The sequence below is a fragment of the Paracoccus subflavus genome, assembly GCF_004310345.1.
GTDB classification, from domain to species: domain Bacteria; phylum Pseudomonadota; class Alphaproteobacteria; order Rhodobacterales; family Rhodobacteraceae; genus Paracoccus; species Paracoccus subflavus.
Genome location: NZ_SISK01000002.1, coordinates 223,512 through 236,946, shown reverse-complemented (window position 1 = coordinate 236,946; position 13,435 = coordinate 223,512). Strand labels below are relative to the sequence as shown.

Genomic DNA, 13,435 nt, shown 5'->3' with positions numbered 1-13,435 from the left:
GAGGCTTTTAACGCTTTGGTAAGCACTCCATGCCAATGTCGGGCAGGAATAAAGAAGCCGGGGGGAAAGAACAAGAATGGCCGCCATGACAGGCGACAGGGTGGCGATGCCAGGATTTTCGGACGCGCGGCGGATGTCTCGCCACGCCGATGTCCGCCCTGCGCGGTTGGCGGCATCGCTGCGGGCCGGACTGTTCGTCTGGGTGCCGGTCTGCCTTGCCGCGGGAATTGCCGCCTGGTTCGCCCTGCCCGCCCCTCCCGGCCCCGGCACATGGCTGGCCCTCGCTGTTCTGGCCGCCTGCCTTCTGGCCGCACGACGCCTGGCGCTGCCTTGGGCGGGACGGGGGCGCATCGGCTGGCCGATGGCCGACGCGCTGCACACGGGCACGACGGGACTGCTGCTGGTCATTGCCGGATTCGGACTGATCGAGCTGCGCTCGGCCAGCGTGGCCGCGCCGGTGATGGAATGGCGATACTACGGTCCGGTCGAGGGGCGGCTGGTGGAAATCGACCGATCCGCCCGCGACCGCATCCGGCTGACGCTGGACCGGGTAGTGCTGCGCGACACGGCCACCGACCGCACACCTGCCATGGTCCGCCTGTCGCTGATGGACAATACCGACCCCCTGCCGCCTCTGGGCCAGCGGGTGATGCTGACCGGCCATCTTGGCCCGCCCCCTGCCCCGGCATCACCCGGCAGCTTCGATTTCCGCTGGCTGGCCTGGTTCGAGGGGCTTGGCGGCGTCGGCTATTCCCGCACGCCCATCATGACCGTTGCCCCGGCCGAAGGGGGCCTGTGGGCGATGCACCGCGCCCGCATGGCGATCAGCCAGGCCATCCAGACGCGCATCGGCGGACAGGAAGGCGCGGTCGCCGCCGCCCTGACCACCGGCGACCGGTCGGGCATCGCCGAGGCCACCAACGAATCCATGCGCGCCTCGAACCTGTACCACATCATTTCGATTTCCGGGCTGCACATGTCGATGCTGGCCGGCTTCGTCTATACGGCGCTGCGCATGGCGCTGGTACTGGCGCAGGGACTGGGGGCTCCTCTGCCGCAGGGCATCCACAAGATCGCGGCGCTGGGCGCGCTGCTGGCATCGGGGGCCTATCTGTGGCTGTCGGGCGGCGGTGTGGCGACGGAACGCGCCTTTGTCATGGTGGCGGTGATGCTGCTGGCCATCATCGCCGACCGGAGGGCAATTTCGCTGCGAACGGTGGCACTCGCCGCGACGATCATCCTGATCTATTCGCCCGAGGCCGTCACCCATCCCGGCTTTCACATGAGCTTTGCGGCCACCGTGGCGCTTATCCTGTCCTATGGACCCTGGTCGCGCATCTCGCCGCACATGCCGTTCTGGTTGCGGCCGGTGGCGATGCTGCTGGTGTCGTCGCTGGTGGCCTCGGTCGCGACCTCGCCGCTGGCCGCGGCGCATTTCAACCGGATGTCGCAATACGGGCTGCTGGCAAACCTGCTGGTCGTGCCGGTGATGGGGGCGCTGGTGATGCCTGCGGGCGTCATCGGGGCGCTGCTGGCGCCCGTGGGTCTGGCGGGACCGGCGCTGTGGGTGATGGGTCTTGGCACACGCTGGATGCTGTGGGTGTCCGATTTCGTTGCGGGGCTGGGCGGGGCGGTCACGGCCCTGCCCCTGCCCCCCGGCCCGGTGATTCCGCTCATGTGCTTTGGCGCGACGCTGGCGGTGCTGTGCTGGCGGGGCAGCCTGCGCATCCGGCCCGCCACCCCCGCCGGGGCCGGCATGGCGGCGGGAATTGCGATGCTGGTGGCCTCGGCCCTTCTCTGGGCCACGGACCGCCGCCCCTTGCTGCTGATCGCGCCCGAGGGCGAGGCGGTGGGGCTGATGACAGCCATGGGGCGGGCTGCGTCCAAGCCCTCGGGCGGGGCCTTCATCGTCGGGACATGGCTGCAAGAAGACGGCGATACCGCCACGCAAGAGGAGTCCGCCGCCCGTCCCGCCTGGCAGGGCGACAGGCGCGACCGCATGGCCGCATTGCCGCAGGGCTGGGAAATCTGGCATTTCACCGGCAAGGGCGCCGCGGACCGCGCGCCCGCCGCCTGCCAGGCGCAGCGTATCGTCGTGGTGTCAGAGCGGCTGGAAGGGGGAACCGACTGGCCCTGCGTGATGCTGGATCAGAGCCGGCTGCGTCGGACCGGCGCGGTCGTGGTGGACATGGGCGAGAACGGCCCGGTGCTGCGCGGCGTGAACGACCTGCTGCGCAGTCCGGGCTGACGCCCCGATCAGATGCCCGCGTCGATGATCGCGCGGGCCAGCACGGGCACGGTATGGCGGTTCAACCCGGCGATGTTCAGCCGTGAATCGCCCACCATATAGATCGCCGCATCGGATTTCAGCCGCTGCACCTGTTCCGGCGTGGCCCCCAGTCGCGAGAACATGCCGCGATGATTGCCGATGAAGTCGAACCGGTCGCTGCCCGACAGATCGCGCAGGTCCGACGCAAGCTGCGCACGCAAGCCCAGCATGGTGTTGCGCACCTCTTCCAGTTCGGCGGCCCAGTCGGCGCGCAGCGCGTCGTCGGTCAGGATGGTGCTGACGATCCGGGCGCCATGATCCGGCGGGAACGAATAGTTCTGCCTGTTCAGGAAGGCCATCGACCCCTGCGCCAAATCGCGCGCCGCCGCGTTTTCGGCTAGGGCGAACAGGATGCCCGTCCGTTCGCGATAGATGCCGAAGTTTTTTGAACAGGATGCCGCGATCAGCACCTCGGGCAGGCGCTGCGCGATCATCCGCGTCGCGGCCGCGTCCTCCTCCAGCCCGTCGCCGAAGCCCTGATAGGCCAAGTCGATCAGTGGGATCGCGCCCGATGCCTCCAGGATCGCCGCGACCTCCTCCCACTGGGCCATGGTCAGGTTCGCGCCGGTCGGGTTGTGGCAGCAGCCGTGCAGCAGCACGATGTCGCCCTTGCCCGCCCTGGCGATGTCCGCCTTTAGCCCGTCGAAATCGACGCCGCGCGTTTCAGCGTCGAAATAGCGGTATTCCACAAAGGGCAGGCCCATGAACTTCATGATCGACAGATGGTTCGGCCAGGTCGGGTTCGAGACATGGACCGTCACCCCCGGATTGGCGAGCCGCGCCAGTTCCAGCGCCTGGCGGATCGCACCGGTGCCGCCGACGGTGGCCAGCGAGGCCAGACGGTCCGCAGGCACATCCTTCAGCACCATCTGCGCCATGGCATTGCGATATTCGGGTTCCCCCGCCAGACCCGTATAGGCCTTGGTCGTCTGGGTTTCCCAGATCCGCCGTTCCGCCGCCTTGACCGCCCGCATGACCGGCGTCACCCCTTGCGAGTCCTTATAGACGCCGACCCCCAGATCGATCTTGCCCTGCCGGGTATCGGCCTTGAATTCCTCGATCAGCTTCAGGATCGAATCGGGGGTTTGGGGTTGCAGGCTGGACAGCATCAGGCGTCTCCGGTTGCGATGGGCAGGTCCGGCAAGCTGCCCCATTCGGTCCAGCTTCCGTCATAAAGCGCGTGGTTGCGGTGCCCGATCCGATCAAGTGCAAGCGACAGCACGGCGGCGGTGATGCCGCTGCCGCAACTGGTGATGACGGGCTTTTCCAGATCCACCCCCGCGGCTTCGAATTCCGCGCGCAGGAAATCCGGCGCCTTCATCGTGCCGTCGGCGTTCAGCAGCCGGTCAAAAGGCAGGTTCCGTGCGCCGGGGATATGACCCGACCGCAGGCCGGGGCGCGGCTCCGGTGTCTCGCCGCGGAACCGCCCGGCCGCGCGGGCATCGACAATGGGGGGATCGCCCGCCGCACTGGCTTGGGCGACCTGGGTCCGGTCACGGAGCCGGTCTGGTTGCGGTCGTGGTGTGAAACGGGCGGGCTGGACAACGGGGGCCACATTGCTGACGGGCCGCCCCTCGGCGCGCCATTTTCCGAAACCGCCATCCAGGACGGCGACATTCGTCTTGCCCATCAGGCGGAAGGTCCACCAGACCCGCGCGGCGCTGCGGACATCGGAATGGTCATAGACGACCACCTGATGGCCGTCGCCGATGCCAAGGCCCTGCACCGCCGTGGCGAAATCCTTGGCCGAGGGCGCCATGTGCGGCAGGGGGCTGGACGGATCGCTGATCGCCTCGATGTCGAAGAACACCGCACCCGTGATATGGGCAGCCTCATATTCGGCGCGGGCGTCGCGCCCGGCAGCAGGCATGTGCCAGCTTGCATCCACAAGGCGGAGGTCCGGATCGTCCAGCCGCGCGGCCAGCCATGCGGTCGAAACCAAGGTCGTCGGATCGTCCTGCATGGCGTTTGCTCCCTGGATCGGGGACGCATCTAGCGAACGGGACGCCCCCGTGCAATGGGCCTCAGCCCTGTTTCAGCAGCCGCTGCTTTTGTCGGCTCCAGTCACGCTTGGCGTCGGTTTCGCGCTTGTCGTGATTCTTCTTGCCCTTGGCGACGCCGATCTTCAGCTTCACGATGCCGCGGTGGTTGAAATACATCACCAGCGGCACCAGGGTCATCCCCTCGCGCCCGATGGCCTGCCACAGCCGCGCAAGCTCCTTGCGTGATACCAGCAGCTTGCGCCGTCGCCGTTCCTCGTGCCCCCAGACGCCTGCCTGCTTGTAGGCGGCGATATAGCCGTTGATCAGCCACAACTCGCCCCCCTCGACCGAGGCATAGCTTTCGGCGATGTTCGACTGTCCGGTGCGCAGGGACTTGACCTCGGACCCCGTCAGGATGATTCCGACCTCGAGATCGCTTTCGATGAAGTAATCGAACCGCGCCCGCCGGTTTTCGGCGATGATCTTGTAATTCTTGTCGGGTTCACTGGTCATGACGGGGGTAGATAGGGGGTGGCGGCTGGCCTGTAAAGAGAGCCAGGCCTATCCGGCTCCGCGCCGTGGCAGGGACATTCAGAAGGCTTGGGGGACGCATGTTCGTACAGTTCGCGCTGGGATCGGTCTTGATGCTGGGAAGCATCGTCATGGGCGCAATGCTGATCTGGCTGCTGGAATGGGCCTATGCCCGCAGCGAGACATGGCTGCTGCGCGCGCCGCACCGGCCCAAGCTGGTCCTGATCGTGCTTGTCTCCAGCCTGGCCGTCATGGTCATGGTCACCGTGTCGGTCTGGCTCTGGGCGGCGGCCTTTCACCTGCTGGACGTGTTCGACACCTTCGAGGAGGCGATGTATTTCACGCTCGTGACATTCACCACGCTGGGCTATGGCGATGTGCTGCTGCCCCAGGACTGGCGCCTTCTTGGGGGGATAGCGGCGGCGAACGGCCTGTTGAGCTTTGGCCTCACCACGGCGCTTCTGATCGAATCGCTGCGCCATGTCCGCGTGCGCCAGATCGAGTTCATGAAGGAATGACCGGCAAGTCCCCGCGAACCGGCCGGTCATGAAGGGTCGCCCGGATCAGGCAGCCTTTTTCTTGCGGCGGACCGCGGCAAGCCCGCCCAGGCCGGCAAGCAGCAGCACCGCCGATGCCGGCAGCGGGATCGGCGCTACATCGACCTCGATGTCATCGACCCGGCCGTTTCCGGCCTGCCCCTGACCGCCGGTCTGCATGATAAAGCTCAACAAGGTGATGTCCTTGAAGATCCCATCCGACGCGATAAAGGTCTGGCCGCCATTGTTGTGGCCATAGACCGCCTCGGTCAGAAGCACAGAGCCCTTGTTGGTCGTCACCAGCAGGTCGTCCATGTTGCCCAGAAGCTGGAACCAGAACGACGAGATCGAGAACGTGTAGCCCGTCTCGACCGTCAGGGACGCGGCGCCCTGGGTATTCACCCCCAGGCATTGCCCATCCGCGCAAGGACCGCCGACGATGCCGGGACTGTCAGGGTCCAGGATCAGGGGCGCCGGAACCGGACTGAAAAAGTCCAGGGTCGCGGCATGGGTTTCAGGGACACCGAGAATTGCAAATGCCGAAACGGCATAAGCCGCCAGAACAGTTTTGATACCAAGCACAGTCAGCCTCCTCTAAACAGTTCGCGCCACGACAGAGTGAGGCAAGCTCCGGAGTTCACCAAGCATGGAAGGTTAACCGGGAACATTTTGCAATCGGCAGGCATTCCCGACAGATTGAACGTTCTCCCTCCAGTGGATTTAGGGCGATTATGTAACCTCATATCAATTGCTGACTTGCCCCTGACGACAGGCGCTGCGAATCACACGGTCATAGCCTTGGAGATTGTCTTGATCGCTTGCGGCCAAAGCCATGCCGACACCCCCTCGTCTGCTGGTCATCGGACCCGGCAGCGAACTTGTCGGGCGTGCTGGATCCTGCGCGGAAGGTCTTGACGCCATCATGATCCCCGGTCCGCGCAACCTGATCAGCGATATCCCCGGCCTGCGGGTCGGCCATGCCGCAGAGCCGAAGCTGAAATCGGGCGTGACGGTGCTGACCGCCGATGCACCCTTTGGTGCAGCGGTTCACGTGATGGGAGGCGCGCCGGGCACCCGCGAAACCGACCTGCTGGCCCCCGACAAGCTGGTGGACGGGGTCGATGCCCTGGTTCTGTCGGGGGGATCGGCCTTTGGGCTGGCAGCCTGCGATGGGGTCATGGCCGGTCTGCGCATGGCGGGACGGGGCTTTGCCGTCAGATCGGCGCGGGTGCCCATCGTGCCGGGGGCCATCATTTTCGATCTGCTGAACGGCGGGCAGAAGGATTGGACGGAAAACCCCTATCCTGCGCTTGGCCAGAGGGCGCTTGAGGCCGCAGCCGAGGATTTCGGGATCGGCACGGCAGGCGCGGGAACAGGCGCCATGACGGGCAACCTCAAGGGGGGCATCGGGTCGGCCTCGGCCTTGCTGGAAAACGGGCTGACGGTCGGGGCGCTGGTCGTGGTCAACGCCCTGGGCTGCGCCACCGTGGGAAAAGGGCCGCATTTCTGGGCCGCCCCCTGGGAACTGGGGGCGGAATTCGGCGCCCTCGGCCTGTCCTCGACTTTTGCGGCCGGGCATGAGCCCGCCCCGGCCAAGCGGTTGGGCGAGGCGACGACCATTGCCATCGTCGCCACCAACGCCGCATTGGACAAGGCCTCGCTTCAACGGCTGGCCGTTGCGGCCCATGACGGCATGGCCCGCGCGCTTGTGCCCAGCCATACGCCCCTTGACGGCGACCTTGTGTTTGCGGTCTCGACCCGATCACGGCCCCTGCCCGATCCAGTTTCCGATGCCTTTGCGCTGGGCCATGCGGCAGCTTGTGTTCTTGCGCGCGCGATCGCACGGGGCATCCATGCGGCCACGCCCGTTCCCGACGATCTGCAACCCTGCTGGAACACCTTGCATCGTTGAAGGAAAAAGGCGGCGTGCCGTCGGCACACCGCCCCGTCCAGAGAGAGTCGCCAAGAGGGAAGGCTTAGCGATGTCGGCTCAACGCGGCCGCATCCTACTGGTTTCACCCACAAAGCGACTTTCCCCCGCCCTGCACGTCTTCAGGCGGATCGTCGCCGCTTTGACATCGCCCCGCCCGCGTGCTGATCTTGCCCCGACCTTTCAGGAGCCAGCCATGACCAAGCATTCCACTGACCTACAGACCCTGCTTCGCGATCCGTCGCTGCTGGAAACCCGCGCCTTCGTCGCCGGCGAATGGGTCAAGGCGTGCGACGGTGCGACCTTCGACGTCGTCAATCCGGCCCGCGGCGACATCATCGCCAAGGTCGCCGACATGGATCGAAAGGATGCCGCCCGCGCCATCGAGGCCGCGGCCGAGGCGATGAAGGGCTGGGCCGCCCGCACTGCCAAGGACCGCGCGCAGGTGATGCGCAAGTGGTTCGACCTGATGATGGAAAATCAGGACGACCTTGCCCGCATCCTGACCGCCGAGATGGGCAAGCCCTTTCCCGAGGCCAAGGGCGAGATCGCCTATGGCGCCAGCTTCATTGAATGGTTCGGCGAAGAGGCCAAGCGCGTCTATGGCGAAACCATCCCCGGGCACCAGCCTGACAAGCGGCTGACCGTGATCCGCCAGCCGATCGGCGTGGTGGGGTCCATCACCCCCTGGAACTTTCCCAATGCCATGATCGCCCGCAAGGCAGGGCCGGCGCTGGCGGTGGGCTGCGGCTTTGTCGCCCGCCCCGCCGCCGAGACGCCGTTGTCGGCCCTGGCGATGGCGGTGCTGGGGGAACGCGCGGGCCTGCCCAAGGGCATCCTATCCGTGATCACATCGTCGCGGTCCTCGGACATCGGCAAGGAGTTCTGCGAGAACCCGCTGGTTCGCAAGCTGACCTTCACCGGCTCGACCGAGGTGGGACGCATCCTGCTGCGCCAGGCCGCGGATCAGGTGATGAAATGCAGCATGGAGCTGGGCGGCAATGCGCCCTTCATCGTCTTTGACGACGCCGATCTGGATGCGGCGGTCGAGGGCGCGATGGCGTCCAAGTTCCGCAACAACGGCCAGACCTGCGTCTGCGCCAACCGCATCTATGTCCAGGCGGGGGTCTATGACGCATTCGCCGAAAAGCTGGCGGCGGCGGTGGACAAGCTGCGCGTGGGCGACGGGCTGGAAGACGGCGTGACCACCGGACCGCTGATCAACAAGGATGCGGTCGAGAAGGTCGAGGAGCATATCCGCGACGTTCTGGACGGCGGCGGCGAGGTCGTCACCGGCGGCGAACGGATGGAGGGGCTGTTCTTTCAACCCACCGTCGTCACCGGAGTCACCGACCGCATGAAGGTCGCGACCGAGGAAACCTTTGGCCCCCTGGCCCCGCTGTTCAGGTTCGACACCGAAGAGGAAGCCGTTGCCAAGGCCAACGACACGATCTTCGGCCTGGCGTCCTATTTCTATGCCCGCGACATCGGCCGCATCACCCGTGTCCAGGAGGCCTTGGAATACGGCATCGTCGGCGTGAACACCGGCATCATCTCGACCGAGGTTGCGCCATTCGGGGGGGTCAAGCAGTCGGGGCTGGGCCGCGAGGGCAGCCGTCACGGGATCGAGGATTACTTGGAGTTGAAGTACATCTGCCTGTCGATTTGACAGATTGCAGCAAAATCCGTCGCTTGCGGGAACGCATGGCGGGAGTTGTGCATTGACTGGCGAAGGCCCCGCCGTTCCGGTTCCATGGGGGTCATTTGGAAAAAGGGGAAGTGCATGGAAGGTTTTGGCTGGATTATGTCGATCATCCTGGGGGCTATTGCCGGATGGATCGCTGAAAAGATCATGAAGACCGATACCGGCCTGCTGATGAACATCATCATCGGCATCATCGGCGCCCTGGTCGGTAACTTCATCTTCGACATGCTGATCGGCACCAGCGCCGAAGGCAGCATCATCGGGCAGCTTATCGTGGCCGTGATCGGTGCCTGTCTCCTGATCTGGATCGTGCGGATGGTGCGTGGCCGCGCCTGATGGCGTTCTGAAACAGAAAAGGCCGGTGCGCATCGACGCACCGGCCTTTTTCATGAACCGCCATCAGCGGTCCTCGTCGTCCTCGTCCCGATCGGGCAGGTTGAAGAAGCTGTCGGCATCCAGATTGGGTTCTGGCGCCTTTTCCTCGTCACGGGTCAGCGAGAAATTCTCCAGCCCCGCAATGGACGACGGCAGGCGCGGTTCGTCCGGCATGGACAGCGAGGTTTCGGTGCTGACCAGCTTGCGGCGTTCGTCGTCGCTCATCACCTCGCCATTGGCAGCGGCCTTTTTCGCGGCTTTCTGGACGGCCGCATCCAGTTCGGTCTGGCGGCACAGGCCCAGGGCCACCGGGTCGATGGGCTGCATGCTCTGAATGTTCCAGTGCGTGCGTTCGCGGATCGAGGCGATGGTCGGTTTCGTCGTTCCCACCAGCTTGGCGATGGCCGCATCGGGCAGTTCCGGGTGGAACTTGACCAGCCACAGGATCGCATTGGGACGGTCCTGTCGCTTGGACAGCGGCGTATAGCGCGGCCCACGGCGCTTTTCCTCGCCCTCGGCGGCGGGATTGTGCTTGAGACGCAGGCTGTAGGCTGGATCGGCCTCGCCCTTGCGGATTTCCTCGGCATCCAGTTGGTGCGAAGCCACAGGGTCATAACCCTTGACCCCCGCAGCCACGTCGCCATCGGCGATGCCCTGCACCTCGAGTTCGTGCAGACCGCAGAAATCGCCGATCTGCTTGAAGCTGAGCGTGGTATTGTCCACCAGCCAGACGGCGGTCGCCTTGGCCATCAGTGGCTTGCTCATGTCAATCTCCTTCGCGTGTCTGCCCCGAACAGCAGGTTTCAGGCCGGGAAAACGGCTTTCGGCGGTTGCCATTCCTCGTTTTCGGGGGGAATTGGCAGCCGCTATAGCGATTTTGATGCGTGCAGAAAAGAGGATTCGCACAGGTCTGTGGACGACAGTCATAAGGGAGGGCATTCTGCCGCCATGAGTGCCCTTCGGTTCCTTGCCCTGATCCTGCCCCTGTGGCCTGCCGCCGTGCCCGCGCAGGACGCAGCGGGGGATTTCGACTATTACGTTCTGTCGCTGAGCTGGCAGCCCGCCTGGTGCCGCACGACCGGCGACCGGCGCGGTGCCAGCGAATGCAAGCCGGGTAGCGGGATCGACTTCACCGTTCACGGGCTCTGGCCGCAATACGAACGCGGCTATCCCGAATATTGCGACACCGGTGAACGCGATCCTTCGCGGCGCGAAACGCAGGCCGTATCCGACCTGATGCCGGCCGGACTGGCGCTGCACCAATGGCGCAAGCATGGCCGATGTTCGGGACTGTCGGCAGCCGATTATTACGCCGCCCTGCGCGAGGCCGCCCGCAGTGTGGCGGTGCCCGCCCCCTTCGACGATCTGGCCCGCGACATCACCCTGCCCCCCGCTGTTGTCGAGGAGGCCTTTACTGAGGCCAATCCCCGCCTGTCGCCCGATGGCGTGACCGTCACCTGCAAGGCCGATGCCCTGCACGAGGTGCGGATCTGCCTGACCCGCGACCTGGCGCCGCGCGACTGCGCCCCGGACGTGCGGCGCGATTGTTCCCGCCCGCGACTGCTGATGGAAAAAATCCGATGACCGCCGCGCAAGAGACCGAACTGAAGCTGCAACTGACCGAGGACGCCGCCGAATCCCTTCGCGTCTCGGGCCTGCTGACGGGCCGGCCGAAAACCGCCATGCAGCGGTCGGTTTATTTCGACACGCCCGGTCATGATCTTGCCGCGGCCAGCCTGTCGCTGCGCATCCGCAGGACCGGCAGCAAGCGCATCCAGACCATCAAGCAGGCAGATCAGGCCGCCGTCGGGGTTTTCTCTCGGCCGGAATGGGAAATTCCGGTCAGGGGCGACACCCCTGTCCCTGACGACCGGACGCCCCTGGCCGATGTCCTGGGCGAACAGGCGGCGCAGCTTGCCCCGGTCTTTGCCGTGGCCGTGACGCGCCGCACCTGGGAAGTGTCCCATGACGGCGCCCGGATCGAGGTTGTCATCGACCAGGGCGAGATTTCCGCCGCCGACCGCCGCTGCCCGATCTGCGAATGCGAGCTGGAACTGGTGTCAGGTTCGCCGCAGGCCCTGTTCGCCCTGGCCCGCCGGATCAGCGCAGCCGCCCCACTATCGCTGGGGGTGCTGTCGAAATCCGAACGCGGCTATCGCCTGATCGGCCCCCTGCCCCAGGCGGCAAAGGCCGAAGCGATCCCCCTTACAGGCGACCTGACCGCCGCCGAGGCCTTTGGGCGTATCGTCCTGTCCTGCCAGCGGCAGTTCCGCCTAAACGAGGATCTGCTGCTGGCTACGCGATCCCCGGAATCCCTGCATCAGGCACGGGTCGCGTTGCGCCGTCTGCGATCGGCCCTTGCGATCTTTCAGCCGATGCTGGGCGATCACGGGGCCGCCTTGCGCGAGGAATTGCGCTGGCTGGCGGGGGAACTGGGCGATGCCCGCGATCTGGACGTGCTGTTGGTACGCAGCCCGGACGGCGCCCTGCGCGACCGCCTGCGTACCGCACGCGCGAAAGCCTACGACAGGATGACAACCGCCCTGCTGTCGGGCCGCACGCGCGGATTGATGCTGGATCTGGCCGAATGGATCGCCATGGGCGACTGGCAGTCCGATCCGGCCACAGCGGATGCGCGCGGCATGTCCGCCCACAACTTTGCCGCCAAGGCCCTGTCGCGGTTCCGGCGCAAGGTCAAGGCGGGCGGGCGGAACCTGGCCGCCCTGAACGACGAGGCCCGTCACGACCTGCGCAAGGACGCCAAGAAACTGCGCTATGCCGCGGATTTCTTTGAACCCCTGTTCCAGGACGACCATCGCAAGGCCCACAAGCGCTTTGGCGCCGCGCTGAGCGATTTCCAGGACCGCATGGGCGCGCTGAACGATCTGGCCGCCGCGCCGCTGGTGCTGGAACGCCTGGGCCTGATCGACATGCCCCAGGCGGATCGCCTGACGGCCACAGCCGACCGCGATGCCCTGATGAGGGCGGCGCAGGATGCCCATGACCGGCTGGCCAGGGCCCGGAAATACTGGGCCTGACGCGGCGGCCGGTCAGCCGGGATCGCCTGCCACCTTCAGGACGATCTTGCCGATATGCTGGCTGCTTTCCATGCGGCGGTGGGCGTTTGGCGCATCGTTCAGGTCGAATTCGCTGTCGATCGCGACCTTGACCGTCCCGGCCGAGATCATCGGCCACAGCCGTTTGCGCAGCGCCTCGGCGATCTCGGCCTTGGCGGCGTCCGATTGGGGGCGCAGCGTCGATCCGGTCAGCGTCAGGCGCTTGACCATGACCTGCGCAAAGTTCAACTCGACCTTGGGTCCGTCCAGAAAGGCGATCATCACCAGCCGCCCGTCATCGGCCAAGGCACGGACGTTGCGCGGGATATAGCCGCCGCCCACCATGTCCAGGATCAGGTCGGCCCCGCCCTCGGCCTCCAGCACCTTTACGAAGTCGGCATCGCGATAGTTGATGGGCGTGGCCCCCAGGGCGGCGATGGCCGCGCATTTCTCGTCGCTGCCGGCCGTGGCAAAAACCCGCGCGCCCAGGCCGCGGGCCACCTGGACAGCCATCATCCCGATCCCCGAGGTGCCGCCGTGAACCAGAAACCGCTCGCCCCCCGCCAGGCGGCCGCGAGTCACCACATTGGACCAGACGGTAAAGGCCGTTTCGGGCAGGCAGGCGCCCTCGCGCATGGTCAGGCCATAGGGGATGCGCAGCGCGTGGTCGCCGTTACAGGCAACGTATTCGGCATATCCCCCGCCCGGCACCAGGGCGCAGACCTGTTCGCCCTTGCGCCAGCGCGTGACGCCCACGCCCATGCCCACGATCTCTCCCGACACCTCCAGCCCCGGCAGGTCCGAGGCATCCGCGGGCGGGGCATAAAGACCCTGGCGTTGCAGCACGTCGGGCCGGTTCACACCGGCCCAGGCGACGCGGATCAGGATCTGGTCGTGACGCGGCACCGGCACCGGGCGCGTCGTGGGACGCAGCATCGTGGCATCGCCGGGGTCTGCGATCTCGATCGCGTTCATGGCATCGGGGAACATC

13 protein-coding genes are annotated in these 13,435 nt (G+C 66.1%); 7 read left to right on the top strand and 6 right to left on the bottom strand.

Going from position 1 to position 13,435, the window contains the following annotated elements:
• Window positions 1-76: 76 nt before the first annotated feature.
• Entirely contained in the window at window positions 77-2,248 is a 2,172-nt protein-coding gene (locus EYE42_RS04280) for a ComEC/Rec2 family competence protein (RefSeq protein ID WP_130990071.1), read from the top strand.
• An 8-nt stretch (window positions 2,249-2,256) separates the two neighbouring features.
• On the opposite strand, the gene EYE42_RS04275 is transcribed toward EYE42_RS04280, so the two are convergent.
• From EYE42_RS04275 to smpB, 3 genes are all read right to left on the bottom strand, one after another.
• Entirely contained in the window at window positions 2,257-3,438 is a 1,182-nt protein-coding gene (locus EYE42_RS04275; RefSeq protein WP_130990070.1) for an amino acid aminotransferase, read from the bottom strand.
• On the bottom strand, window positions 3,438-4,292 hold the full coding sequence (gene sseA, locus EYE42_RS04270) for a 3-mercaptopyruvate sulfurtransferase (protein ID WP_130990069.1): 855 nt from the start codon (window positions 4,290-4,292) through the stop codon (window positions 3,438-3,440). Before sseA ends, EYE42_RS04275 begins: the two co-directional genes overlap by 1 nt.
• Window positions 4,293-4,353: 61 nt before the next feature.
• Window positions 4,354-4,824, bottom strand: a complete 471-nt coding sequence (gene smpB, locus EYE42_RS04265) for an SsrA-binding protein SmpB (protein WP_130990068.1) — start codon at window positions 4,822-4,824, stop codon at window positions 4,354-4,356.
• Between the two features lie 98 nt (window positions 4,825-4,922).
• Here smpB and EYE42_RS04260 point away from each other — a divergent pair, with 98 nt between their 5' ends.
• On the top strand, window positions 4,923-5,360 hold the full coding sequence (locus EYE42_RS04260; protein WP_130990067.1) for a potassium channel family protein: 438 nt from the start codon (window positions 4,923-4,925) through the stop codon (window positions 5,358-5,360).
• A 45-nt stretch (window positions 5,361-5,405) separates the two neighbouring features.
• On the opposite strand, the gene EYE42_RS16280 is transcribed toward EYE42_RS04260, so the two are convergent.
• Window positions 5,406-5,960: a VPLPA-CTERM sorting domain-containing protein gene (locus EYE42_RS16280; RefSeq protein WP_246020576.1), complete on the bottom strand. Its 555-nt coding sequence runs from the start codon at window positions 5,958-5,960 to the stop codon at window positions 5,406-5,408.
• Window positions 5,961-6,300: 340 nt separating this feature from the next.
• On the opposite strand from EYE42_RS16280, the gene EYE42_RS04250 reads away from it, so the two are divergent.
• The 3 genes from EYE42_RS04250 to EYE42_RS04240 all read left to right on the top strand — a co-directional run bounded on the left by EYE42_RS04250 (window position 6,301) and on the right by EYE42_RS04240 (window position 9,349).
• On the top strand, window positions 6,301-7,290 hold the full coding sequence (locus EYE42_RS04250; RefSeq protein WP_130990232.1) for a P1 family peptidase: 990 nt from the start codon (window positions 6,301-6,303) through the stop codon (window positions 7,288-7,290).
• A gap of 214 nt (window positions 7,291-7,504) precedes the next feature.
• A complete protein-coding gene (locus tag EYE42_RS04245) occupies window positions 7,505-8,977 on the top strand; it encodes an NAD-dependent succinate-semialdehyde dehydrogenase (RefSeq protein ID WP_130990066.1) in 1,473 nt (490 codons plus the stop codon).
• A gap of 114 nt (window positions 8,978-9,091) precedes the next feature.
• Window positions 9,092-9,349 (top strand): GlsB/YeaQ/YmgE family stress response membrane protein, encoded by a 258-nt coding sequence (locus EYE42_RS04240; RefSeq protein WP_130990065.1) that lies wholly within the window; start codon window positions 9,092-9,094, stop codon window positions 9,347-9,349.
• A 63-nt stretch (window positions 9,350-9,412) separates the two neighbouring features.
• On the opposite strand, the gene EYE42_RS04235 is transcribed toward EYE42_RS04240, so the two are convergent.
• A complete protein-coding gene (locus EYE42_RS04235; RefSeq protein WP_130990064.1) occupies window positions 9,413-10,153 on the bottom strand; it encodes a DUF1013 domain-containing protein in 741 nt (246 codons plus the stop codon).
• A gap of 183 nt (window positions 10,154-10,336) precedes the next feature.
• On the opposite strand from EYE42_RS04235, the gene EYE42_RS04230 reads away from it, so the two are divergent.
• Both EYE42_RS04230 and EYE42_RS04225 read left to right on the top strand, forming a co-directional pair.
• Entirely contained in the window at window positions 10,337-10,972 is a 636-nt protein-coding gene (locus tag EYE42_RS04230) for a ribonuclease T2 family protein (RefSeq protein ID WP_130990063.1), read from the top strand.
• Window positions 10,969-12,426, top strand: coding sequence for a CYTH and CHAD domain-containing protein (locus tag EYE42_RS04225; protein WP_130990062.1), 1,458 nt, complete (start codon window positions 10,969-10,971; stop codon window positions 12,424-12,426). Before EYE42_RS04230 ends, EYE42_RS04225 begins: the two co-directional genes overlap by 4 nt.
• 12 nt (window positions 12,427-12,438) lie before the next feature.
• Here EYE42_RS04225 and EYE42_RS04220 read toward each other — a convergent pair whose 3' ends face one another.
• The gene (locus EYE42_RS04220) at window positions 12,439-13,434 is read right to left on the bottom strand and encodes an NAD(P)H-quinone oxidoreductase (protein WP_130990061.1); all 996 of its coding nucleotides are present in this window, start codon (window positions 13,432-13,434) and stop codon (window positions 12,439-12,441) included.
• Window position 13,435 lies beyond the last annotated feature (1 nt).

Bases quoted from the DNA above. Each gene is read 5' to 3' on its own strand.
- EYE42_RS04280 (WP_130990071.1), top strand. From the start codon at position 77: ATGGCCGCCATGACAGGCGACAGGGTGGCGATGCCAGGATTTTCGGAC.
- EYE42_RS04275 (WP_130990070.1), bottom strand. From the start codon at position 3,438: ATGCTGTCCAGCCTGCAACCCCAAACCCCCGATTCGATCCTGAAGCTG.
- sseA (WP_130990069.1), bottom strand. From the start codon at position 4,292: ATGCAGGACGATCCGACGACCTTGGTTTCGACCGCATGGCTGGCCGCG.
- smpB (WP_130990068.1), bottom strand. From the start codon at position 4,824: ATGACCAGTGAACCCGACAAGAATTACAAGATCATCGCCGAAAACCGG.
- EYE42_RS04260 (WP_130990067.1), top strand. From the start codon at position 4,923: ATGTTCGTACAGTTCGCGCTGGGATCGGTCTTGATGCTGGGAAGCATC.
- EYE42_RS04250 (WP_130990232.1), top strand. From the start codon at position 6,301: ATGATCCCCGGTCCGCGCAACCTGATCAGCGATATCCCCGGCCTGCGG.
- EYE42_RS04245 (WP_130990066.1), top strand. From the start codon at position 7,505: ATGACCAAGCATTCCACTGACCTACAGACCCTGCTTCGCGATCCGTCG.
- EYE42_RS04240 (WP_130990065.1), top strand. From the start codon at position 9,092: ATGGAAGGTTTTGGCTGGATTATGTCGATCATCCTGGGGGCTATTGCC.
- EYE42_RS04235 (WP_130990064.1), bottom strand. From the start codon at position 10,153: ATGAGCAAGCCACTGATGGCCAAGGCGACCGCCGTCTGGCTGGTGGAC.
- EYE42_RS04230 (WP_130990063.1), top strand. From the start codon at position 10,337: ATGAGTGCCCTTCGGTTCCTTGCCCTGATCCTGCCCCTGTGGCCTGCC.
- EYE42_RS04225 (WP_130990062.1), top strand. From the start codon at position 10,969: ATGACCGCCGCGCAAGAGACCGAACTGAAGCTGCAACTGACCGAGGAC.
- EYE42_RS04220 (WP_130990061.1), bottom strand. From the start codon at position 13,434: ATGTTCCCCGATGCCATGAACGCGATCGAGATCGCAGACCCCGGCGAT.